The following is a 21,572-nucleotide window of genomic DNA, read 5'->3' as shown; positions in this document are numbered from 1 at the left end:
CCAAAAATCATCGCAGATCAGTTGAGCATGGCGTAGTTGAGGATCGCACGCCGGGTGGCTCCATCCATCTGCGCCGGCAGCAGCCCATCAATGCAACTGCGCCGTTCTTCCACAGATTCACTAAGCTGCAGAAGCCGCATCGACCATTGGGGGAATGACCGGGCCATTATCTCGACATTGGCGAGCACACTGACGCCAGCATGTCGGGGATCCTGAATAATGAGGCTCATCAAGGACCGCAACACCGCATTATCCCCCTCCAGCACCTGCAGGAAATTGCGCCCGTTATAAAAAAGCAGTCCGGTAACCTCCCGCTGCGCATTCGCGCTTCGGGATAGAGAGACAATGCTGCGGACGTCCTCGTAGGGCATGTCGGCCGACACTGTACTGATGTAAGTGACCTGCCTCAACACTGCGGACCCTTTGCCGGTTACCTACTGGTTCATTGTAGCAAAGAAATCCTCGTTCGTTTTGGAATCCTTCATCTTGTCGAGCAGGAATTCCATCGCGTCGATCGTGCCCATCTGCATCAGGATCCGGCGCAGCACCCACATCTTGGACAGCTTGTCCTTGTCGACCAGCAGTTCTTCCTTGCGCGTGCCGGATTTCCCGACATCGAGCGCGGGGAAGATGCGCTTGTCGGCAACCTTGCGATCAAGCACGATCTCGGAATTGCCGGTGCCCTTGAACTCCTCAAAGATGACTTCATCCATGCGGCTGCCGGTATCGATCAACGCCGTCGCAATGATGGAAAGCGATCCGCCTTCCTCGATATTGCGCGCTGCGCCGAAGAAACGTTTGGGCCTTTGCAGCGCGTTTGCGTCGACACCGCCGGTCAGCACCTTGCCCGAACTGGGCACGACAGTGTTGTAAGCCCGACCAAGCCGGGTGATGGAATCGAGCAGGATGACGACATCGCGCTTGTGCTCGACCAGACGCTTGGCCTTCTCGATGACCATTTCGGCCACCTGGACGTGCCTTGTAGCCGCTTCATCGAAGGTGGAGGAGATCACCTCGCCCTTGACGCTGCGCTGCATGTCAGTGACTTCCTCGGGCCGTTCGTCGACAAGCAGGACCAGCAGGAACACTTCGGGATGGTTGTCCGTGATCGCCTTGGCGATGTTCTGCAGCAGGACGGTCTTGCCGGTGCGCGGCGGCGCCACGATGAGCGCACGCTGCCCCTTGCCCTGCGGCGAGATGATGTCGATCACGCGCGCGGACTTGTCCTTGACGGTCGGATCAAGCGTATCGAGCGTGAGTTTCTCATCAGGGTAAAGCGGCGTCAGATTGTCGAAGTTGACCCGGTGGCGCACAACGTCGGGATCATCGAAATTGATTTTCAGCAGCTTCGTCAGCGCAAAGTAGCGTTCCCCGTCCCGAGGTGCCCGGATCTCACCCTCGACAGTATCGCCGGTGCGCAGCCCGAACTTGCGCACCTGATTGGGCGAGACGTAAATATCATCGGGACCGGCAAGATAATTGGCTTCAGGGCTGCGCAGAAAACCAAAGCCATCGGACAGGACTTCGATTGTTCCGATGCCAAGGATTTCCTCGCCATCATCCGCGACTTCCTTGAGAATTGCGAACATCAGATCCTGCCGCCGCAGGGTCGATGCACCTTCGACGCCCATTTCCTCGGCCATCTCGACGAGTTCGGCGGGCTTCTTCTGCTTGAGTTCCTTCAGGTGCATGATGCGGCAACAGTTCCATTGGGTGAACCTGCGCATGTCCATGGCAAGGTTCAAGCTTGGTAGGGCAAGGTGACCGTCGGCAGGACATGGTGGAGTGCCGAACCGGCAGCAGGACGCCGCCTCACCTGTTCAAATAGAACGATCCATCAGGCCCGTCAATGCTGTCGACCTGCTGCTGGCCTGCCGTTCCGCTGTGACACGCAGATCACCCGGCCAGTCAGGCGCGGCCTCAGGGCAGATAGAGTTTGCCGATGATTACAGTGGTGATGATCAGGATGGCAGCAATGCCCGGAACCTCGTTCAACAGACGCAGCTTGCCACCCGACAATGTGGGGCGGCCCTGCGCAAGCTTGCGGCCATAGCCGATCATCCAGCCGTGATATGCCGATAGCAGCAGCACCAGCAGCAATTTGATGTGCAGCCAGCCTGCGCTCCATGCATCGGTGGCAATCGCCAGCGCAATGCCGAAGGCCCACACCAGAACGAGGGCAGGGTTGAGAATGATCTTGCGCAGTTTGGCTTCGCGCTCGACCCAACGGGCAGCTTCGGCCGAGCCTGCTTCTGCCTCCTGATGATAGATGTAATAGCGCGGCAGCATGAACAGCCCCGCCATCCAGAAAATGATGAACACCAGATGGCCGACTTTCAGCCAGGGATACAGCAAAGCAAGTTCCTCATGCATAGTGGTTCAGATAGGGCAGAACGCATCACGATGTAAGACTGTGCTGATACGGTGGTATGCTCCGGCGCGCCGCTTGGCCAGACAGCCGGCACAATTGAGGTCACCATGCGCCACGATCAGGCAGGTCCGCGCCATTGCCGCACAACCGCCAGCATCTGCTCCACATGTGCGATCGGCGTCTCCTTGCCGATGCCGTGGCCAAGATTGAAGACATGCGGACGCTCGGCAAAGCAATCAAGAATGAACTGCGTGCGCGCGACCAGCGCCGGGCCGCCAGCCAGGAGCAGCAAGGGATCGATATTTCCTTGCACCGGCATGTCTGCCGGGAGGTTGCGCGCTGCCCATTGAGGATCGACGGTTTCATCAAGTCCGACGGCATCGATACCGGTCTGGCTGGCATAGGCGACGAGCTTTTCACCCGCGCCCTTGGGGAAACCGATGAACGGGATGTCGGGGCATTGCTCCTTGAAGGCTGCGACAATCCGGGAGGTCGGAGCAACGACCCATCGCTCGAACTCGTCCGGCGCCAGCGAGCCTGACCAGCTGTCGAACAACTGCACAGCTTGTGCACCGGCGCGGACCTGCTCCACCAGATATTGGACCGTGACTGCGCCTATGGCATCAATGATCGCACCAAATGCGTGCGGATCGCTGTAGGCCAGCTGGCGGGTTTCATGCTGGTCGCGGCTGCCTTCGCCGTTCACCATGTAAGTTGCGACCGTCCATGGCGCACCGGCAAAGCCGATCAGCGTGCATTGCGGGTCCAGCTGCTGCCGAACCCTGGCAACTGTCCTGTAGATCGGCTCAAGCCGTTCAGGAACTGCAGCAAGCGTGGCAAGCGCACAATCTGCAAGCCGCGGTGACAGCCGTGGGCCTTCACCGGCAAGGAATTCCAGATCCTGTCCCATGGCATAGGGCACGATCAGAATGTCTGAAAACAGGATCGCTCCGTCCATGGCAAACCGTCGGATCGGCTGCAGGGTAATTTCCGCCGCAGCATCGGCATCATAGACAAGGTTCAGGAACCCGCCCTTGTCGGCGCGCAACGCCCGGTATTCGGGAAGATAGCGCCCCGCCTGACGCATCAGCCAGACTGGGCGCTGGGTCATGTTTGCGCCCTTCAGCGTTTCAAGAAGCAAGCCCGACATGAAACGTGATACTCCACCACAACACTACAACAGGAATATTATTAATAAGGATGATGACAGTTGTTGGTCCTGTGGACATCCCGGTTTGGGATCGATTGCCCGAATTGTCCCCTGATGGCGAGAGCCAATCTGCCTGAGCGACTCTGCAGCGCCAATGAGTCAAAGGAAACTTGTGCGCCTTATGCACAGCCTCGGGTGATCTGCGGCGCGCTGTTGAAAACCTGACGAACAATCTGCGGTCAATGCGGGACTGGTCGTGGCTTGATGCTTGTCCCCGGCTCTGTCCCGTGGTTTATCCCCAGCTGGTACAGCACTCTGCCCTGCCACTCCCATAAGGAGCAGGGCCGGGCACAGCGCTGAAATGAAAGCGATGACGATCAGGCGATGACGATCAGAAGGTCAGCAAGTCTTGCCCGGGCCGCGCGGCTTACGCTCGGTGCGGCGGCTCCCATTCTGCTGTTACTCGCCATCTGGCAGTTGCGTTCAGTGCTGCTGCTGCTGTTGGCCGCCATTCTGGTGGCGGTAATCATCGATGGTCTGGCGCGGTTGCAGGGCCGGGTGCTGCCTGTCTCGCATGGCGTTCGCCTGACCATCGCGGCTCTTGTCCTGGTCGGAACAGGCGGGGCAATTGCCTACATGTTCGGGCATGAGCTGGAACGCCAGATCACGCAATTGCTGGCGCTCCTGCCGGGTGGCATCGCGGATCTGAAGGATCGTCTTGGCGAGGCGCGGGTCAATGCCATCGCCGATCGGCTGTCACCCAGCGGCGCAAGCATTGTCGCCTTGATGCAGGTGATCTTCTCATTGGTGGCGAGTGCCCTGTCCGGCTTGTTTCTTGCCGTTATCGGCGGTGTGTTTCTTGCAACACGGCCTAACACTTACCGGCAGGGTATTATCATGCTGGTGCCTGCGAGGCATGAAGAACGGACCGCACAATTGCTGAATGCGCTGGTTGGCGGCCTGCGCGCGTGGCTGCGCGGCCAGCTTGTCTCCATGGCGTTTGTCGGCACCACGATCTATGCTGGCCTCGTATTGATCGGTGCGCCTTCACCCCTGGCACTGGCGCTGATTGCCGCAATTCTGGGGTTTGTGCCGGTGATCGGCCCATTGCTTGCAGCCATTCCGGCCGTGCTGATCGGGCTGGCGCTTCCGCTCAACGATCTTGTCATGATCGTGCTGCTCTATTTTGTCGTGCAGAACTTCGATGGCAATGTGCTGAACCCGCTGGTCATGCGCCATGTCGTGAAGATCCCGCCGGCGCTGACCATGTTTGCGCTGTTTGCGGTGGGCGTGTTGTTTGGCCCGATAGGTGTGCTGCTGGGTGGGCCGATCACGGTGGTCGTTTTCATCCTTGTGCGACAATTGTGGGTGAGGGACGCACTCGGCAAGCCGATCTCCTGATCAGCGCCTCAGTTTCAATCATTGCGCGCGCACCTTGACCTTGGGCGCTGTCGCACCCCTGCGCATCCGGTTCAGGAACTGGTCGAGCGGCGCAGGCTCAGGTACGGGCCCTGGCGGAACGCCGCCACGCTCCCAGAATTCGGCATAGCTTGGAAACAGCTTGTGAAAATTGCCTTCGGTCCATTCGGTGTCGGGCCACCGCATCTTGTTTTCGCCGATGGGAGGCCGGTTCAGGTCGGTCGCATACCAGTAAAGCGGCAGACGTCGGGCAAAATACCAGCGGCCGTCACTTTGCCGGTAGTCGTCGATGTACATCATCTGCATGATGACCCATTCGTTGCCCGTTTCATGCTCGTTTTTTGAATAGACCACGCCATGTGCATGGCTTTCATCGTCGAACTCGATGATGTGGCCACCGATATGATGGGAGGTCCCGGTAAACGGCGAACGCAGGGTTGCGTCCATGTAGCTGCGCAGTGCTTCACGTCCCGAGGCACCTTTGCCGACCTTCACATCGTCAGGAAAGAGGCTGACCATGGCATCCATGTCCCGCATGTCCAGCGCCAATGCATAACGGGCAGGAAGCTGCCGGATCTCATCGAGCGCTTCCAGACGGGAGATCCTGTGTTCCAGCGATGACATGAAATATCCTTATGTTCGGCGGGTTGTGGTCTCAAGACGGGTATCCGGCATGCGATGGTAACGCATACGGGCTTCACTGCAACGCCTGATCAGGACGCCGTCTTGATCATGATCGTGCCGGATGAGGCGCTATCTTCATGATCTCTCGCGCTGTTCACTTGCCAGCAGGCGGGCAAGATGGCTGTGAGGATCGCGAGCAAGACTGCCAAATTTGCCTTGTTCGACAATCCTTCCATCCTGCAAGGCAATGACGTGGTCGGCGAAATCCATCATTGATGGACGATGCGCGATGGTCAGGATTGTCAACTGCCCACGCAGTCGCTTGATCGCAGCGGCAATCGCCTCCTGGTTTTCCCAATCAAGCGCACTGGTCGCCTCGTCGAGGATCAGGAAAGCGGGCTGCCTCAGCAATGCACGCGCAAGTGCGATGCGCTGGCGTTCTCCGCCTGAAAAGCGAGTACCACGCTCTCCCACGACCGTATCAAGGCCATCGGGCAACGCGGCTACAAAACCCATCGCATTTGCAAGCGTGAGTGCCCGCTCGATATCACCTTGTGTGGCTTGGGGATCGGCAATCCGCAGATTGACCGCCAGTGTGTCGTTAAGCAGGAAGGGATCCTGTGGAACAAAGCCCACGCTCTTGCGCCAAAGGCGGCGATTGCCATCGTCGAGAGGGGTGTCATCTATGAAGATGCGGCCGCCGGTTGGTCGCAACAACCCCATGGCAAGGTCGGCAATAGTGCTTTTGCCGCTGCCCGAAGGACCGATGAGCGCAGTCACCTCGCCGGCAGGCACATCAAGGCAGATGCCGCCAAGCAATGGGGCCGCCGCACCGTCAAATTGCAGCACGACATTTTCGAACCGGATTGCAGACTGCATGGTGGGGGCAGTCACGCCTGGCGCGGGCAGAGTTTCGGCTTCGCGGGTATAGAAACCGATCTGCTGCATGACATTGTCAAAGGCCGGCAGAGCGGTAAAATATTGCTGCAGCGAATCCTGCAATCCGCTGAACCGGGGCGCCACCCGCACGAAGATCAGCAGGAGGACGGCAATCCGCGGCAGGCCAAGCGTGAAAACCGCTGCCGCGACATAGACAAAGATTGCGGCAAAGGCGGCGCTTGCCACTTGGAAGAACAGCGTTCCAAGCGTCGAAATGCTTGCAAAGCCAATCGTCTTTTGCCGCACGACATCCAGATGACGGCGCAGGCGACCGGCATATTCCTCCTCGATGACGAAGGATTTTGCCACCCGGATCCCGGTCAGGAATTCCAGCAAGGTGACATTCTGTTCCTGGAACATGCGTGACAGATCATGGCCGAACCGTGTTGCCTTGCGCCGGACAGGATACAGCAGAAAAAACAGCAATGATCCAACCAGACTTGCAAACAGCGCCATCTCCCAGGCGACCAGTGCGGCAAGAGCAATGTAGATGAGCAGCATGACCATCGTCTGCATCAGGGCGAGAAGGCTCGACGCGGCGGAACGCACGCGATCGATCTCACCCAGCAGAACGTGGTTGATATCCGCCGGGCGGGTGCGCGCCGTCACTTCCCAGCGAGCCATGCCAACGCTTTCAAACAATTGCAGGCGCAACTGGTCGATAGCGCGGTGCATGGTTCGTGCCAGATACAGCGATTTTGCGCGCGCAAGCATCGCCTGCACCGCGATCAGCAGGACAAAGCCCACCAACAGGAGCGGCAGGCTGAGTGTGAGCGTGCCCAGCCAGTCGCCGATCAGCGGCAGCCGCCCCATCTCCGCCGCTCCGCCAGGATCAACTGCGGCCAGCAGAGGAATGAGGATGACCAGCGACAACCCCTCGGTCAGACCCACAAGGATCATCAATGCCAGTGCAATGGCAATTCTGCCGCGGGTGAGTTCCAGCAGAAAGGATGCAAATGCCCGCGTGGTGCCGATCATCGGTCGGCAATTTTCCGCACATGCCGCGCGACCAGATCCACGGTTTCGCCAAGCCGGGCGAGGTCTGCTGGAATGTGAAGGTCACCAATTTGCGCGCGATTGGCAAGGGTTACGCAATTGCGGAACTGTTCGGCGCGTTCCCTGTCGGTGTAGGGCGCAGAGCCGAACCGGATGGAATAGCTGAACCGCATCAATGCCTGAAACCCGGCAGCAGATGCCAGAGGGGCGATGAGCGGCTGATCGCCGCCGCGATGCAGAACGAAGAAATGATCGGCTCCTATCGTGCCTGCATAGAGATCTGGCAGACGGTGCTGCCGCTTGGTGAACCCTTCATAAACCAGCGGCAGGGCTGTTGCCCCGGTAATCGGCACTGCGTTTGCGGATTGCTGGGTCAGCTTGAGTTGCGCAAAAGCGGGAAACATGACCGGCTTGCCGTCCGCTCCGCCGGTAACATTAATGGCGAGCAGATCGTCAGTCACCAGCCGGTATCCTGTCTGGACAAAAGCTGCGGCGGTGGTCGATTTTCCCGCCATCTTGTCTCCCATCAACACCACGCTGCGCCCGTCGATTTCGACAGCGCTGGCGTGAAGCACCAGCAGCTCGCGCTTCTGCAGCAGCCAGGCCATGACGGGGCCAAGGATCGGAAAGGCAAGGAAGCCCCGCGGCGTATCGGGATAAGGCTGCACCTGAATTTCATCCGTGCCGCACACCCGAAATGCTGCGACACCGGGCCAGGCCATGTAAACACCCAGCGGATCGGCATAATCGAACACCACGCCGTCTTCCATCGCCGGCAAAGGGCGGTCCAGATCCGCATAGCGAATGGTTACATCGGGCGCTTCGACAGCATCGATAGCGGTCAGTTCCTCAAGCGGCACATTGCTGGCAATGGTCAGTCCGAATGCCTTGTACCATCGGCTTCCGGGTGCGGGCCCGCCTACGGCTTCATCCTTCATTTCGACTGCCCCACGGTCAATTTGCGGTCAATGTTGTCTGCGGACATTTCCAGCCAAAGCGCAAGCACGGCGGCGCGCCACAGCATGAAGGCATCCATGATCCCGATATTCGCGCCATGGCGTTCCACCCCTGCCCAGATAGCGTCAAGCCGTTTACGATTTGCAAATTCGTCAAGCTTGCGGTTGGCAGGCCCGGTGAGTTCACGCAGCCGGTCCTGATCCTTGAGCAGGCCCTGCTTGAAAGCCAAGGCAAAATCGAACTTGTCCGCCCGTTGCAGCACCGATGGCGGCAGGCGCCCCGCCATAGCCTGTCGCACAATGGCGCGGGTCTGCCCGTCACGCAGCTTGTGATGGGAAGGCAGGGACAGGGTAAGCTCGACCAGATCCCGATCGTAAAATGGCATGGCAGTGTGCACCCCGACCGCCCGGCTGGTGACGGCGAATACCTCCAGCGCCTTTGCCTGCAGCGGCGCGTCGAGCGCCCATTCCTGGAGCATCCGATCGTCGTGATCGCTGCGCCGATGCGGTGCAGGCGGCCAGCTTCGCCCGCCGCCCACCCGTTCAGCCAATGCAGGGGCAAGATCAGGCTGCTGTGCGCCTGCTCCATCCGCGACAGGCAACAGTCTTGCCCCGATACGCTGCACAGGTTTGCGCAGCCTGCCGACATGGGCAAGATAAGGAAGCGCGCTTTGCCAGCGTGGCCGGTGGTGGAGGAGGGCTGCGCCTCGTGCTTCGCGCCACAGCGCCAGCCAGCGGCCCTGCCGTGCAAGCTCGTTCAGCCGGCCAACCCCATAGGACACGATCTCATCACCGCCGTGACCGGACAGGACATGACCAAAGCCTGCCGCCGCAGCGGCTTTCTGCAGGCGGAAGCTTACCGAATGGCCGTAAGACAGATACGGCCCGTCAAGTGCCGCCAGATGATCACCAATATCCATCAAGGGGTCGTGCCCATCGCTGGCAAGATCGTGCACATCGAGATCAAACGCATCACGCAGCGCATCGAGATGCCTGCCGTCGCCCCAGCCTGCGCTTTGGCGGTAAGTCATGCTGAACACCGCAGAGCGGGGGCGCAACAATTGTTGCGCGGACAGCGATGCCAGAATGGCGGAAGAATCAAGCCCACCGCTCAGCAGCAATGCAGTGTCGCCCTCGACATGGCAGCGGGCAACAGATTGGTCGAACAGTTCCCGGAACCTGCTGGCAGCATCCGGCCATTCGACATTCCGGGGAACCGCGCTCATTGACCAATAGCGTTCGGTCCGCTCTCCTTGTGGTGTGACCGACAGCCAGCATCCGGGCGGCAGGCGGGAAATCTCGTTGAAGAAGGTTTCGTCCTTGTTGGTGACCTCATCCTTGATGAAGTCCGCAATCATCGCCTCGTTCATCGTGCAGGAAAACGAACAATGCTGGCGAACCGATCGGCTGCTGTGCGACACGACGATTTCGCCGCCGTCACGGGCAAGAAACAGTGGCGCCACGCCGAAAACATCCCGCGCCAGATAGATTTCGGAGGTCGCCGGATCATGCAAGGCAAAGGCAAAGACACCGCGCAGGCGTTCCGCAAGATCATGACCCCATGCGCGCCAGCCGGCGACGAGAACATCCGCGACCGGAGCATTGCCCGGCAGGCCGAGGGTCGACGCCAGTTCTCTGCCATTGTCGAGCCGGACAGTGCCGCCGATCCGTTCTGTCCCGCGGGCAAGGGTTTCCGGCTCGCTTGCAGATGGGATGATCGACGGCCTGCGTGCCTGCAAGTGGACATCCTGAAACCCCCATCGCGGGTTGCAGATAAAGGGGAAGCTGTCCATCATCCGATCGGGCGAAGATCCGCGATCGGGGTGAACCTGCCGATATCCTCTTCAAACCCGCCAATCAGGACCTGATCATCGTACAACGCCCAGGCATGCGCCTCCACGCGGCCTTGTGCATCCTGCGCGACGCCGACGCGCACCGTGCTGACATCTCCCTGCCGGGCCAGCATGTACTGCACTGCAAGCGCGCGGGTCAGGCAATGTGCCTTGGGGATGATGCGCGACGCATGCTTTACGCCCCAGACGATGACAGGAACGCTGCGGCGCTGCTGCGCAGTATGGCGAAGCAAGATGTGTCTGGAAACCGCGCGGTAGCTGGTCAGCGTCAAGGCGGTTCGGATCACGGCCACAACGATCAGGCTGCGCGCCAGCAGGCCTGCGTGGCGCCGACCCAATGCCGTAATGCGGCGGACCCGATCAATCGGCGATGGTGATGAGCTTCGCTTTGCGGAACGCTTCAAGAAGGGCAATGACATCATCATAGCAATCATCAACTTCCACGGCGTAATTGGCTGCCATCGCGTCGCACAGACCCTGCACGGAATTGCCTTCGCCAATGCTGTCCCAAAGAAAACTCGCCGTGCCGTTCAGCTGGAAATACCGGCTGGTATCGAGATTGAGCAGGGCGCTGCCGGTAGACAGTTCGCAAGCGACGACGTTTTCGCAGGCCGTCACTTTCGTCCTTACCGATAATATGCTCACCAATTCTGCTCCGTATTTGCCAATCTGCTCTACCCAGCAACCAAACTGCCGTCAATCGCGGCGGTGGGCAGCCGTTGCAGAGTGTAGCAGGGTGATACAACCGCTTGTAAACAAAAGGCTGGCGTGATTGCAGCCGCGCCGTTGCAAGCAGAAGTCGCAGTGCGGCAGATCAGCCGTTCAGCAGACGCTGGCGCACCCGTTTTGCCGCATCGTCTGCCTTGAGGAGCAGCCGGGCGCTGGCCAGTATGGCGCGGCCAAGCTGCCGCAACGCTGCGTTCGCTTCGGGCCGGTAGCCATGCGCCCGCATCGTGGGACCGGCAATCGCCTCGATCAGTCCCACCTCCAGTCGGCTAAGCTCGCCGCGCCATTTGTCCACCGAGGCAGTCGTGACGGCGGACCGACTCTTCCTCAGGTGCCGTTCGGTCCAGCTCGTCTTGCCCTCTTGAACGCCGGAGGTGCTGGCGGGGGAGGGGGCGCAGCGTGATCGGGCTACCAGCCCTGATTCATATGGTTCGCCCAGGAACATGCAGATCGCCTGCATCTCGTCCTGCGGTGCCGCGACCAGCGTTTCGTAACGGACCATGCGCATGTCCATCCGCTCTGCAGCATCGGCCCAGCGCCGCGCATAGATGTCGACCCATTCTGCCGCATCGCGCGCCAGCATCACGATCCTTTGCAGCGCTGGCCTCCCGTCAAGTTCCGGCTGCCGATAGCCGGTCTTCAGCTGCGAGGCGCCCGACGCGCGCGGATCGCGAATGGTGAACAGCACTTTGGGGCTGCCGAACCATTGGTCCAGGGTATCAAGATATCGCGTATGCCCCGGCGTCTTTTCACCGACACGCGGCTTGCCCTGCTTTTCGGCAAATACGGCCAGGATGATGCTGAAGATATTGGCGAAGCTGGTGTCGCCGCTTGCCAGGATACGGTCGCGACACCGCCTGACCGGAATATCGAGATCCTTGAAGCGCGGCCAGCGCGTATAATCCTGCCAGAAGCTTTCAAAATCTGGCGGGGCCGCTGCGGTGCCGAAATGTCTCCTGCGATAATGCAGGAAATGCGTTTCAGGGGTGACGCACAGCCGCGAATGGCGGTTGAGCGTGCTGGTCAGCAGGGTCGTGCCCGAACGCCCCGGCCCGACAATGAAGAACGGCTGCTCGACCTGATTGGCAGGAATCGTGGCAGGGAATTTGGCAGTATCGGGGGAGGGGCTGTCGTGCGTCATGCAAAAGTGCCTATGAAATCCGCACCCTGCGTCAATCAAGCGGCGACGATCCGGCTTGCCGACAAGGCGAACAGCGACAGGACGATCATTGCCGGCAGCAATCGTCGTTGCCTGCACTCAACGGCTTGAGGGAAACGGCCAGTTGCGACCGTTTCCCTCACTAGATTCTGCACGATCAGCTTGGCTGCCTCAGCATCCGCGGCACAACACCGCGGGCGATCTGTCAGGCAGCGAGCTTGCGCAGCACGTAATGCAGGATGCCACCGTTGCGGTAATATTCCATCTCATTGGCGGTATCGATCCGGCACTGCGTGACAAAGCTGATCTTCTCACCGGAAGCACGCGCCACTTCGACAAGAACGTCCTGTCCCGGAGTGAGCGTATCAAGCCCCTTGATCGTGAAGCTGTCCTCCGCTGTCAGGCCGAGAGACAGGCGCGTGTCGCCGTTCTTGAACTGCAACGGCAGGACGCCCATGCCGACCAGGTTGGACCGGTGGATGCGCTCGAAGCTTTCAACGATGACTGCGCGAACGCCCAGCAGGATGGTGCCCTTCGCTGCCCAGTCGCGCGATGACCCGGTGCCGTATTCCTTGCCGGCGACCACGACGAGCGGCGTGCCGTCTTCGCGGTGCTTCATCGCAGCATCGTAAATGGCCATGGTTTTACCGCGATAGGAAGTGACTCCGCCTTCGACACCCGGCACCATTTCATTGCGGATGCGAATGTTGGCAAAAGTGCCGCGCATCATCACCTCGTGATTGCCGCGCCGTGACCCGTAGGAGTTGAAATCTGCCCGGTCGACCTGATGGTCGAGCAGGTAGCGGCCCGCCGGGCTGTCGGCCTTGATCGACCCGGCCGGCGAGATGTGATCCGTGGTGACGGAATCGCCAAGGATGGCGAGCGGCCGCGCATCATGAATGTCGGCGATCGGCGCCGGCGTCATGCTCATGCCCTCGAAATAGGGCGGGTTCTGCACATAGGTCGAGCCACTGCGCCACGGGTAGGTGTCCGAACCCGTCACGTCGATCTTCTGCCAGTGCTCATCGCCCTTGTACACATCGGCATAGCGCGCCTGGAACATGTTGCGGTCGATGGAGGCGTTCATCAATTCGCTGACCTCGCGGTTGGATGGCCAGATGTCGCGCAGGAACACATCCTCGCCCATCTTGCCCTTGCCGATCGGCGTCGTGGTGATGTCCTGCGTCACCGTGCCTTTCAAGGCATAGGCAACGACCAGCGGCGGGCTGGCGAGGAAATTGGCGCGCACGTCGGGCGATACCCGGCCTTCGAAATTGCGGTTGCCCGAAAGGACCGAGGCGGCAACAATGTCATTGCCGTTGATCGCAGCGGAGATCGGCTCGGCAAGCGGCCCCGAATTGCCGATGCAGGTCGTGCAGCCATAACCGACAAGATCAAAGCCGATGGCGTCCAGATCGTCCTGCAATCCTGCCTTTTTCAGGTAATCTGTTACCACCTGCGACCCGGGTGCAAGGCTGGTCTTGACCCACGGCTTGGGGGTAAGCCCCTTTTCATGTGCCTTGCGCGCCACCAGCCCGGCAGCAACCATGACGCTTGGGTTGGACGTGTTGGTGCACGACGTGATCGCGGCGATCACGACGTCGCCGTCGCCGATGTCATGGTCCTTGCCATCGACGGCAACACGATCGGGGCCGGTCTTGTTGTAAACCGCGCCAAGATCCTTGTTGAACAGTTCGTCCACCCGATCGAGTGCAACCTTGTCCTGCGGACGTTTCGGCCCCGCAAGCGAGGGCACGACACTGCCCATGTCGAGCGACAGCGTGTCGGTGAACACCGGATCGGGCAGGTCAGGATCGGCCCACAAGCCCTGCTCCTTGCAGTAGGCCTCGACAAGCGCAATTTCGTCCTCTTCACGCCCGGTCAGGCGCAGATAGTCGAGCGTCTTGTCATCAATGCCGAAAAAGCCGCAGGTCGCGCCATATTCGGGCGCCATATTGGCAATGGTCGCCCGGTCGGCCAGCGACAGCGAGGAAAGGCCGGGGCCATAGAACTCGACAAAGCGGCCGACGACTCCCTTCGCCCGCAGCATCTGCACACAGGTGAGCACCAGATCGGTGGCGGTGATGCCTTCTGCCATGCGCCCGGTCAGCTTGAAGCCGACCACTTCGGGGATCAGCATGGAGACAGGCTGGCCCAGCATCGCGGCTTCGGCCTCGATGCCGCCAACGCCCCAGCCCAATACGCCAAGACCGTTGATCATGGTGGTGTGCGAATCGGTGCCGACGCACGTGTCGGGATAGGCGACCGTAGCGCCGCTTTCATCCTTGCTGGTCCACACGCCTCTGCCGATGTGTTCAAGGTTGACCTGATGGCAGATGCCCGTGCCCGGCGGCACGGCACTGAAATTATCGAGGCTTTTTGCGCCCCATTTCAAGAAATCATAACGCTCGGCGTTGCGCTGATATTCCATCTCCACATTGTGTTCGAACGCGCGCGGGTGGCCAAATTCATCCACCATCACCGAGTGGTCGATGACGAGATGGACCGGAACCAGCGGATTGATCTTGGACGTATCGCCGCCCAGTGTCAGGATTGCGTCACGCATCGCGGCAAGATCGACAACGCAGGGCACGCCGGTGAAGTCCTGCATCAGCACGCGTGCCGGGCGATACTGGATCTCCTGACTGGTTACCGGGCTCTTCTGCCAATCGACCAGCGCCTGGATGTCGTCGGTTCCGATGGTAAATCCGCCGTCTTCGAAGCGAAGCAGGTTTTCTAGCAACACCTTCATGGAAAACGGCAGGCGCGATACATCACCCAGTTTCTCTCCGGCTTTTGCCAGCGAATAATAGGCAAATTCGCGTCCACCCACTGTCATCGTCGAGCGGGTACCGAGCGTGTCTTGTCCGACTGCGGTCATGGCGTTGGTCGTCCCTTGATCATAATGTGCATGGCGCGCGTGTGCGCAACTCTTGATCCTTGCGCATACAAACTGCGGTGTTCATCAAATGCGATGGGCAAGATTGGGCGAAACGTCAAGGGATTGGCAGGACCGCCCGATACAGGCATATGGCGTTGCGTCGGCAATTCATCGTCGCGAAAGCTGCGTATGGCTATAATCCTTGCCGCTTATCAAGCGATTCTGGCCACGTTGCGGTCGGGATCTCAGAGCTACCAGAACAGACCGGCGTCGACGAATTCCAGGAGAACAGAATGAATGTGCGTGGTCAGTTGTCCAGCCGGGTTGTTGCAGTCGCGACAACAGGCGTGCTTGCGCTGATGCCGATTTGCGTGGCGTCACCTGTTCTTGCACAAGGCATACGCGCCCCATCCGAGCGTGTCCCGCAGGCTGGCACACCAAGGGATCTCCTGCTGCCTGCTGACCCCCAGTCCGGTGAGCCCCAGTCTGCCGATGTGCAGTCTGCCGATGTGCAGCGGCACAACGCATCGGGAGCGATGCAGGGGTCAGCCGTCACGCGTCAGCCGATGCCGCCATCAACCGCAATGCAGGCCATGCCGGTGGTGCAGGATATCGCGACCGATTTTTTCGAGACGGCGCCCCAATGGGACGAAGCAGCGGCAAAAGCCTTGCTCGCCTTCATCCGGACAGTCGATGCCGAAGGGCTGTTCCCTCGTGATTATCAGCCGATCATGCTCGAGGCGGCAATTGCCTCTGGCGACCGGGCGGCGCTGAACGATACAGCGACCCGCCTGTTTACCTGGGTGGCGCAGGATCTGCGCGATGGACGGACAGAAATGCCTGCTCGCCGCCAGTGGTTCGTTCGCGACCCGGATGCCGAACGCCTGCCGATCAAGCCGCTGCTTGAAGAAGCGTTGGCTTCCGGCGACATTGCCGGCGCGCTGAACTCGCTCAACCCGGTGCATCCCGATTATCGTGCCTTGCGCGACATGTTGGCCAAAACACCCAAGGCGCAGAAGGAAAAACGTGCCAAGATCCTTGCCAACATGGATCGCTGGCGCTGGCTTGGGCAGGACATGGGCCGCAGCTATCTGCTGACCAATGTGCCTGAATACCAGTTGCGCCTGACGGTGAACGACAAGATCGTGCGTTCCTACAAGACGGTGGTGGGAAAGCCCGGCCGCACCGCGACCCCGCAACTCGTCGAGAACGTGCAAGGGGTGATCTTCAACCCGACCTGGACCGTGCCGCAATCCATTGTGGTCGGCGAAGGTCTGGGCGCAAAGCTGCTTGGCAACCCTCGCAATGCAGCAGCGCAAGGGTACAAGGCGTGGAAGACGGAATCGGGTATGACCATGGTGGTGCAGCAGCCCGGCGCAAACAATTCGTTGGGTCTGATGAAGCTCGACATGCCGAACGAGCATGCGATTTTCTTGCATGATACGCCGGCCAAGCATTTCTTTGGACAGGATGACCGGGCGTTGAGCCATGGCTGCATCCGCACCGAACGGGCGCTGGAACTGGCGATGACCCTGGCAATGGCGGTTGGCGGGCTTGAGAAGGACGATGCGGTCGCGATCTCAACCTCCGGCGAATACACCAGGGTACCGCTTCAGAAGGAACTGCCGGTGTACATTACCTATTTCACCATGGCACGTGACATCGACGGCGAGATGCGCAGTTTTAACGATATCTACGGGCGCGATGAGCCGGTGCTGGCCAGCCTGTCTGCGCCCCGCGTTGCAAAAACCGGGCAGCGCGTGACAGAAGAAGCTGTGATCCCGATCGAGGCGCCGGGTGCCTGATTGTCTGCCATCTTCCCAAACCCTTCTGACCAGCCCCTCCTGACCGGCGTTCGCCTGCTGGAGGGGCCTGTGCCAAATAGGCTTGTGCCCTATAAAAGAAGGGACAGGGCAACAGCCAGCCAGTAAGCTGCGCAAGCGTTTTATCAGTATGGTTTGCTCGTGACGTCAGCCAGGTGGCAGCGAAGCTGGCGCGGCTCAGACTGGTGGGCGCGGCATTGTCCCGGCAGGGCCAGCGGCGGGTTCTCCGGCCTGCTGCTCCATCGCCGGCATCTGCGGCACGGACAGGCTGTCGGCAAACAGCAGACGTCCGCCAGACAGGTGCCACAACGCCTCACGAAAATCATCTGGTGCCATGGCAAAGCATCCGTCCGACCTGCCCAGCTTGCCATATTCGGCCACATGCGACGGCTCGGCATACCAGGCGGAATGCATCACGATATACCGGCGCAGCGCTGCATCATTGGTGGAGTCGAGCCCGCCAAGCCGGATCGATGTGCCGTATTTTCCGCTATACCACTCATAAGTGATGTAGGCGCCGCGGCTGGTCGCGTTGGACCCTTCAACATTGGAATAATGGTTGAGCCAGCCATCATGGTCCGGATCGGACCCCTTGCCATGCGCCACAAGAAAGCTGCGCACAGTGCCGTTTTCAAGGTTTGCAAAATGAAACCTCGGCACAGCCGAATGAAGGCCGAAATCCGCTATGCCGGCAATATCGGTCTTCCAGAGAACCGCTGTGTTTCGCTCAACCTGCTGCTTTGCCACTGCGAGCACGGCGCGTTCCTGCGCACTCGACGTCGAGACCTGCGCGAACAATCGTGCAGGGCTTGCGACAGCGGGAAGCAGCATGGCACTGCCAACGCCGACCTTCAGTAAAGACCGGCGCTTGAACGCAGCGGATTTCAAAACAGCATCAGCAGGATCAACCATCATTACACGCATAGCCGCGTGGCGCTGACAAAACGATGAACCATGCCGCCTTCTGTCGGATCAGAGCGCCGGTTCGTCCTGGCTTCTCATTGCGCAGCGGCATGCATGGCCGTCGATTTGCCAGCATCGCTCATGTCTGCTTCAATTTCGGCCGCCTTTGCTTCGACGAGCGCAACGACATGGTCCAGCATGTCCTGCGATTCGACATGATGATCGGTAAGCCCCGACAGATAGACCATGTGCTTGTTGTTGCCGCCACCCGTGATGCCAATGTCGGTTTCGCGCGCCTCGCCCGGGCCGTTCACCACACAACCGAGCACGGAAAGCGACAGCGGCACCTTGATGTGCTGCAACCGTTCCTCCAGTGCCTGCACCGTGCGGATCACGTCAAAGCCCTGCCGCGCGCATGACGGGCAGGAAACAACCCGCACCCCGCGTGTCCGCAGGCCAAGCGCTTTCAGCATTTCAAAGCCTACCCGCACTTCCATCTCCGGCTCTGCCGAAAGGGATACGCGCACGGTGTCACCGATGCCGGCCCACAGCAGATTGCCCATGCCGATGGAGGATTTGACTGTGCCGCCAATGAGGCCGCCTGCCTCTGTTATGCCAAGGTGGAGCGGGCAGTCCACCGCTTCTGCCAAGGCCTGATAGGCTGCGACAGCAAGAAACACATCGCTGGCTTTCACCGCGACCTTGAATTCGTGAAAATCATGATCCTGCAAGAGCTTGATGTGATCAAGCGCGCTTTCCACCAGCGCTTCGGGGCAGGGCTCCCCATATTTTTCCAGCAGATGCTTTTCCAGAGATCCGCCATTGACCCCGATCCTGATGGCACACCCGTTCGCCCTAGCTGCACGCACGACTTCGCTCACGCGTTCGGTGCTGCCGATATTGCCAGGATTGATGCGCAGACACGCAGCGCCCGCGTCCGCCGCTTCCAGAGCCCGCTTGTAATGGAAATGAATGTCAGCAACGAGCGGTACCTGCGCTGCTCGCGCGATTTGCCGGAATGCTGCGGTGCTGTCCGTGTCGGGACAGGACACGCGGATGATGTCGGCGCCAGCTTCCTCGCACCGGCGGATCTGGTCGATCGTTGCCTTTGCATCGGACGTAGGCGTATTGGTCATGGTCTGCACCGTGATCGGCGCGTCGCCGCCCACAGGCGTATTGCCAACCATGATTTGCCGGCTCTTGCGGCGCTCGATCGTGCGCCAGGGTCTGATGGTGGACATGATTGCTCCTATACACGCCCTTCGCCAATGCGGCAAAGGGCCTTTTGCAATCGCCAGAAGCGACGCACAGCCTGGGCCTGCACACACATCCGCCTGTTTTCTCAAGCCAAGGGATCTGCTCATGTCTGCCACCTGTCCGGAACGCGGCGCCGCTTCCTCGCAAGCCTTGCTGTTCGGCCGCGTGCTCGATGGTCAGGGCGGCGGCAGGGCAGTGGACTGGACTGCCGCAAATGACTGGCGTCCCGGCCAAGCTGGCGAGATGCTCTGGCTGCATCTTTGCCGCAGCATGCCGGGGCTTGCCTGCTGGCTTCAGGATGAATTGCTGATCCAGGAACCGACAGCTGAATTGCTGACCAGCAATGACACCAGACCACGCGCATTCCGGGAGGGAAATGCCTTGGTCGCAGTCCTGCGCGGCATCAACTTCAATCCTGGCGCAGAGCCCGAGGACATGATCGCGCTGCAATTATGGTCCGACGGGCGCCGGCTGGTGACTCTCCGCCGCGAACCCTTGCAGACGCCACGCAACACCTTGCAGGATATCGACGCCGGTAACGGACCGGTTGATGCCGGCGCTCTCATCACCTCGATCACCGAACACATGATCGCCCGGATGAACCATTCGATCATTGACATGAACGATCATATCGACTTGCTGGAACAGGCAGATCCCGAAGATGACGCTGGAGCGATGCTCGCCCAAATCGCGAAAATCCGCCGCAATTGTCTTGCTTTGAAGCGGCACATGAGCCCGCAGCACGAAGCCCTGGAGCGGATCAGCCGCGATGCGCCAGCCTGGTTCGAGGATCATGACCGACGCGAAATCGCAGAATCGGTTGATCGCCTGCGCCGATATCTGGACGATATCGATATATCGAAAGAAAGTGCGATCGTGCTCCAGGACGACATCCGCGCTCGCGCAGCGGCACGATCAAACCGCACCAGCTATCTGCTGACCATCGTGGCGGCTATCTTCCTGCCGCTGAGCTTTGTCACTGGTCTTCTGGGGATCAATGTTGGCGGCGTGCCGGGCGCTGGCGATGCCGACGCATTCTGGATCGTCTGTGGCTTGTGTGCAGCAATTCTGTCGGCGCAACTGCTCTTGTTCTGGCGCTGGCACTGGCTGGGATAAGGCGACCGGTCCGACCAGATTGCTGCAAGTGCGGCAAGGACCTACGCCTGCCACGCCTGCTGGTAGCCGACAGCGATCATCTCCAAGATCATGTCAAAAAAAGGCCTTTGCACCTCGGTGGAGGAGCAAAGGCCTTCGGGATCATGTCGTCTGCCGTTTGGACGGGAGGGGGGTCACGGCAGCGACACCATCATAATGCGCACCCTTGGCAACGGTTCCTGCCAAAAAGACTAGAATTCCGCTTTATTTCAGCCGCAAGGGTCCTTTGCTTCTTTTTACAGGTTGGCGGAAGCCTGAGCCGCTGCCAAACCTGGCGCGGATCAGTGCATCAGGTGTGGGCCGTGGACCCGGAGCCTGCCTGTCGGGCGGCTTGCCTACACCTCGTGCCATCATCCGGTTTAACGCTGTGACTTGCGTCGGACCAGACAAACAGGCACCATCATCAGGAACGATCATTGTGCGCCTGCGTTCTTGCGGCGTCTTACATCAAGGAAGGGTTTGCATGTCTCTCGGGGCCAAGGTTGCCGCCAATCTTCCATTTCTTCGTCGTTATGCCCGTGCCTTGTCCGGGTCACAGACCACCGGCGACACTTTCGTGCGTGCCACGCTTGAGGCAATTCTTGCCGACCAGGAGCTGAAAGACAGCCTGGGCGACGGCGGCCGGGTGCCTTTGTATCGCGCTTTCAACAAGATCTGGTCCAGCGCCTATCTCGATGTCAGCGATCAGGATGACAGCGTCGGCGAACATGAGGCAGCGGCCCGCAATCGCCTGTCGCGTGTAACGCCGCTCAACCGGCAGGCATTGCTTCTGACCACGCTTGAAGATTTTTCGGTGGAACAGGCCAGCGAAGTGATGGATCTGCCTGTCGCCGAGGTCGAAAATCTGGTGCAGGAAGCAGTGGCAGAAATCGATCGCGAACAGTCGACGCGGGTGCTCATCATCGAGGATGAGCCGCTCATCTCGATGCAGCTTGAAGACCTGGTCCGCTCGCTCGGTCACGATATCAACGGCACCGCCGCGACGCGGACGCAGGCGCAGGAAATCATTGCGGGCGAGATGCCGGGGCTGGTGCTCGCCGATATCCAGCTTGCGGACGGCAGTTCGGGGCTTGATGCGGTGGAAGACATTCTGGCGATCGATTCGGTGCCGGTGATTTTCATCACTGCCTATCCCGAGCGACTCCTTACCGGCGATCGGCCGGAGCCAACGTATCTTGTTACCAAACCATTTCAGGAATCAACGGTTCGCGCCGCAATCAGCCAGGCGCTGTTCTTTGGAACAAGCCGGCCGATGTCCTGACTTGAGTGCATATGATGTGGCTCGGGTGACGAGCTGACCGCAGGTCTACAGGGCAAGGGACGGGGTTATGCTTGTTAATCCCGTCCCGGTAAGCGATCG

General features: G+C 60.0%; 18 protein-coding genes. 4 read left to right on the top strand and 14 right to left on the bottom strand.

Features of this window, described 5'->3' with window-relative positions:
- Positions 1–17 precede the first annotated feature (17 nt).
- The 4 genes from RM533_RS12760 to hemE form a co-directional block, all read right to left on the bottom strand.
- On the bottom strand, positions 18–413 hold the full coding sequence (locus RM533_RS12760) for a BLUF domain-containing protein (protein WP_311341614.1): 396 nt from the start codon (positions 411–413) through the stop codon (positions 18–20).
- 21 nt (positions 414–434) lie between these two features.
- On the bottom strand, positions 435–1,691 hold the full coding sequence (rho, locus tag RM533_RS12755) for a transcription termination factor Rho (RefSeq protein WP_311341613.1): 1,257 nt from the start codon (positions 1,689–1,691) through the stop codon (positions 435–437).
- A gap of 229 nt (positions 1,692–1,920) precedes the next feature.
- Positions 1,921–2,373: a CopD family protein gene (locus RM533_RS12750; RefSeq protein ID WP_311341612.1), complete on the bottom strand. Its 453-nt coding sequence runs from the start codon at positions 2,371–2,373 to the stop codon at positions 1,921–1,923.
- A gap of 116 nt (positions 2,374–2,489) precedes the next feature.
- Complete coding sequence (gene hemE / locus RM533_RS12745) at positions 2,490–3,521, bottom strand: uroporphyrinogen decarboxylase (RefSeq protein WP_311341611.1); 1,032 nt, start codon at positions 3,519–3,521, stop codon at positions 2,490–2,492.
- 384 nt (positions 3,522–3,905) lie between these two features.
- On the opposite strand from hemE, the gene RM533_RS12740 reads away from it, so the two are divergent.
- Entirely contained in the window at positions 3,906–4,922 is a 1,017-nt protein-coding gene (locus RM533_RS12740; RefSeq protein ID WP_311341610.1) for an AI-2E family transporter, read from the top strand.
- A gap of 18 nt (positions 4,923–4,940) precedes the next feature.
- Here the strand turns inward: RM533_RS12740 and RM533_RS12735 are convergent, their stop codons facing one another.
- From RM533_RS12735 to acnA, 8 genes are all read right to left on the bottom strand, one after another.
- Positions 4,941–5,564: a nuclear transport factor 2 family protein gene (locus RM533_RS12735; RefSeq protein ID WP_311341609.1), complete on the bottom strand. Its 624-nt coding sequence runs from the start codon at positions 5,562–5,564 to the stop codon at positions 4,941–4,943.
- A gap of 135 nt (positions 5,565–5,699) precedes the next feature.
- Positions 5,700–7,481 (bottom strand): ABC transporter ATP-binding protein, encoded by a 1,782-nt coding sequence (locus tag RM533_RS12730; protein WP_311341608.1) that lies wholly within the window; start codon positions 7,479–7,481, stop codon positions 5,700–5,702.
- Positions 7,478–8,437: a hypothetical protein gene (locus RM533_RS12725; RefSeq protein WP_311341607.1), complete on the bottom strand. Its 960-nt coding sequence runs from the start codon at positions 8,435–8,437 to the stop codon at positions 7,478–7,480. Before RM533_RS12725 ends, RM533_RS12730 begins: the two co-directional genes overlap by 4 nt.
- Positions 8,434–10,194 carry an asparagine synthetase B family protein gene (locus RM533_RS12720; protein WP_311341606.1) on the bottom strand — a complete coding sequence of 587 codons (1,761 nt, stop codon included), beginning with the start codon at positions 10,192–10,194 and terminating at the stop codon, positions 8,434–8,436. The genes RM533_RS12725 and RM533_RS12720 overlap by 4 nt, the downstream gene beginning before the upstream one ends.
- Before the next feature lie 53 nt (positions 10,195–10,247).
- Positions 10,248–10,646, bottom strand: a complete 399-nt coding sequence (locus RM533_RS12715; protein WP_311341605.1) for a lasso peptide biosynthesis B2 protein — start codon at positions 10,644–10,646, stop codon at positions 10,248–10,250.
- A gap of 22 nt (positions 10,647–10,668) precedes the next feature.
- Positions 10,669–10,953: a PqqD family protein gene (locus RM533_RS12710; RefSeq protein ID WP_311341604.1), complete on the bottom strand. Its 285-nt coding sequence runs from the start codon at positions 10,951–10,953 to the stop codon at positions 10,669–10,671.
- A gap of 169 nt (positions 10,954–11,122) precedes the next feature.
- A complete protein-coding gene (locus RM533_RS12705) occupies positions 11,123–12,175 on the bottom strand; it encodes a sulfotransferase family protein (protein ID WP_311341603.1) in 1,053 nt (350 codons plus the stop codon).
- 223 nt (positions 12,176–12,398) lie between these two features.
- Positions 12,399–15,074 (bottom strand): aconitate hydratase AcnA, encoded by a 2,676-nt coding sequence (gene acnA / locus RM533_RS12700; protein ID WP_311341602.1) that lies wholly within the window; start codon positions 15,072–15,074, stop codon positions 12,399–12,401.
- A gap of 293 nt (positions 15,075–15,367) precedes the next feature.
- On the opposite strand from acnA, the gene RM533_RS12695 reads away from it, so the two are divergent.
- Positions 15,368–16,879: a L,D-transpeptidase family protein gene (locus RM533_RS12695; RefSeq protein ID WP_311341601.1), complete on the top strand. Its 1,512-nt coding sequence runs from the start codon at positions 15,368–15,370 to the stop codon at positions 16,877–16,879.
- A 195-nt stretch (positions 16,880–17,074) separates the two neighbouring features.
- Here RM533_RS12695 and RM533_RS12690 read toward each other — a convergent pair whose 3' ends face one another.
- Positions 17,075–17,812 carry a murein L,D-transpeptidase catalytic domain-containing protein gene (locus RM533_RS12690; protein WP_311341600.1) on the bottom strand — a complete coding sequence of 246 codons (738 nt, stop codon included), beginning with the start codon at positions 17,810–17,812 and terminating at the stop codon, positions 17,075–17,077.
- Between the two features lie 83 nt (positions 17,813–17,895).
- Complete coding sequence (gene ispG, locus RM533_RS12685; protein ID WP_311341599.1) at positions 17,896–19,041, bottom strand: flavodoxin-dependent (E)-4-hydroxy-3-methylbut-2-enyl-diphosphate synthase; 1,146 nt, start codon at positions 19,039–19,041, stop codon at positions 17,896–17,898.
- Between the two features lie 121 nt (positions 19,042–19,162).
- On the opposite strand from ispG, the gene RM533_RS12680 reads away from it, so the two are divergent.
- On the top strand, positions 19,163–20,173 hold the full coding sequence (locus RM533_RS12680; RefSeq protein ID WP_311341598.1) for a zinc transporter ZntB: 1,011 nt from the start codon (positions 19,163–19,165) through the stop codon (positions 20,171–20,173).
- Positions 20,174–20,675: 502 nt separating this feature from the next.
- The gene (locus RM533_RS12675; protein WP_311341597.1) at positions 20,676–21,473 is read left to right on the top strand and encodes a response regulator; all 798 of its coding nucleotides are present in this window, start codon (positions 20,676–20,678) and stop codon (positions 21,471–21,473) included.
- The last annotated feature ends 99 nt before the right edge of the window (positions 21,474–21,572 follow it).

The sequence above is a fragment of the Croceicoccus esteveae genome (genome assembly GCF_031846435.1).
Taxonomy (GTDB): domain Bacteria; phylum Pseudomonadota; class Alphaproteobacteria; order Sphingomonadales; family Sphingomonadaceae; genus Croceicoccus; species Croceicoccus esteveae.
Note: the sequence above shows the minus strand (reverse complement) of the source record. Positions and strands in the feature narration are given on the sequence as shown.

Coding starts and splice junctions, on each gene's coding strand:
- acnA (WP_311341602.1), bottom strand. CDS start 15,074: ATGACCGCAGTCGGACAAGACACGCTCGGTACCCGCTCGACGATGACA.
- RM533_RS12680 (WP_311341598.1), top strand. CDS start 19,163: ATGTCTGCCACCTGTCCGGAACGCGGCGCCGCTTCCTCGCAAGCCTTG.
- RM533_RS12695 (WP_311341601.1), top strand. CDS start 15,368: ATGAATGTGCGTGGTCAGTTGTCCAGCCGGGTTGTTGCAGTCGCGACA.
- RM533_RS12750 (WP_311341612.1), bottom strand. CDS start 2,373: ATGCATGAGGAACTTGCTTTGCTGTATCCCTGGCTGAAAGTCGGCCAT.
- RM533_RS12735 (WP_311341609.1), bottom strand. CDS start 5,564: ATGTCATCGCTGGAACACAGGATCTCCCGTCTGGAAGCGCTCGATGAG.
- RM533_RS12690 (WP_311341600.1), bottom strand. CDS start 17,812: ATGATGGTTGATCCTGCTGATGCTGTTTTGAAATCCGCTGCGTTCAAG.
- RM533_RS12730 (WP_311341608.1), bottom strand. CDS start 7,481: ATGATCGGCACCACGCGGGCATTTGCATCCTTTCTGCTGGAACTCACC.
- RM533_RS12705 (WP_311341603.1), bottom strand. CDS start 12,175: ATGACGCACGACAGCCCCTCCCCCGATACTGCCAAATTCCCTGCCACG.
- RM533_RS12725 (WP_311341607.1), bottom strand. CDS start 8,437: ATGAAGGATGAAGCCGTAGGCGGGCCCGCACCCGGAAGCCGATGGTAC.
- rho (WP_311341613.1), bottom strand. CDS start 1,691: ATGCACCTGAAGGAACTCAAGCAGAAGAAGCCCGCCGAACTCGTCGAG.
- RM533_RS12740 (WP_311341610.1), top strand. CDS start 3,906: ATGACGATCAGAAGGTCAGCAAGTCTTGCCCGGGCCGCGCGGCTTACG.
- RM533_RS12675 (WP_311341597.1), top strand. CDS start 20,676: ATGTCTCTCGGGGCCAAGGTTGCCGCCAATCTTCCATTTCTTCGTCGT.
- hemE (WP_311341611.1), bottom strand. CDS start 3,521: ATGTCGGGCTTGCTTCTTGAAACGCTGAAGGGCGCAAACATGACCCAG.
- ispG (WP_311341599.1), bottom strand. CDS start 19,041: ATGTCCACCATCAGACCCTGGCGCACGATCGAGCGCCGCAAGAGCCGG.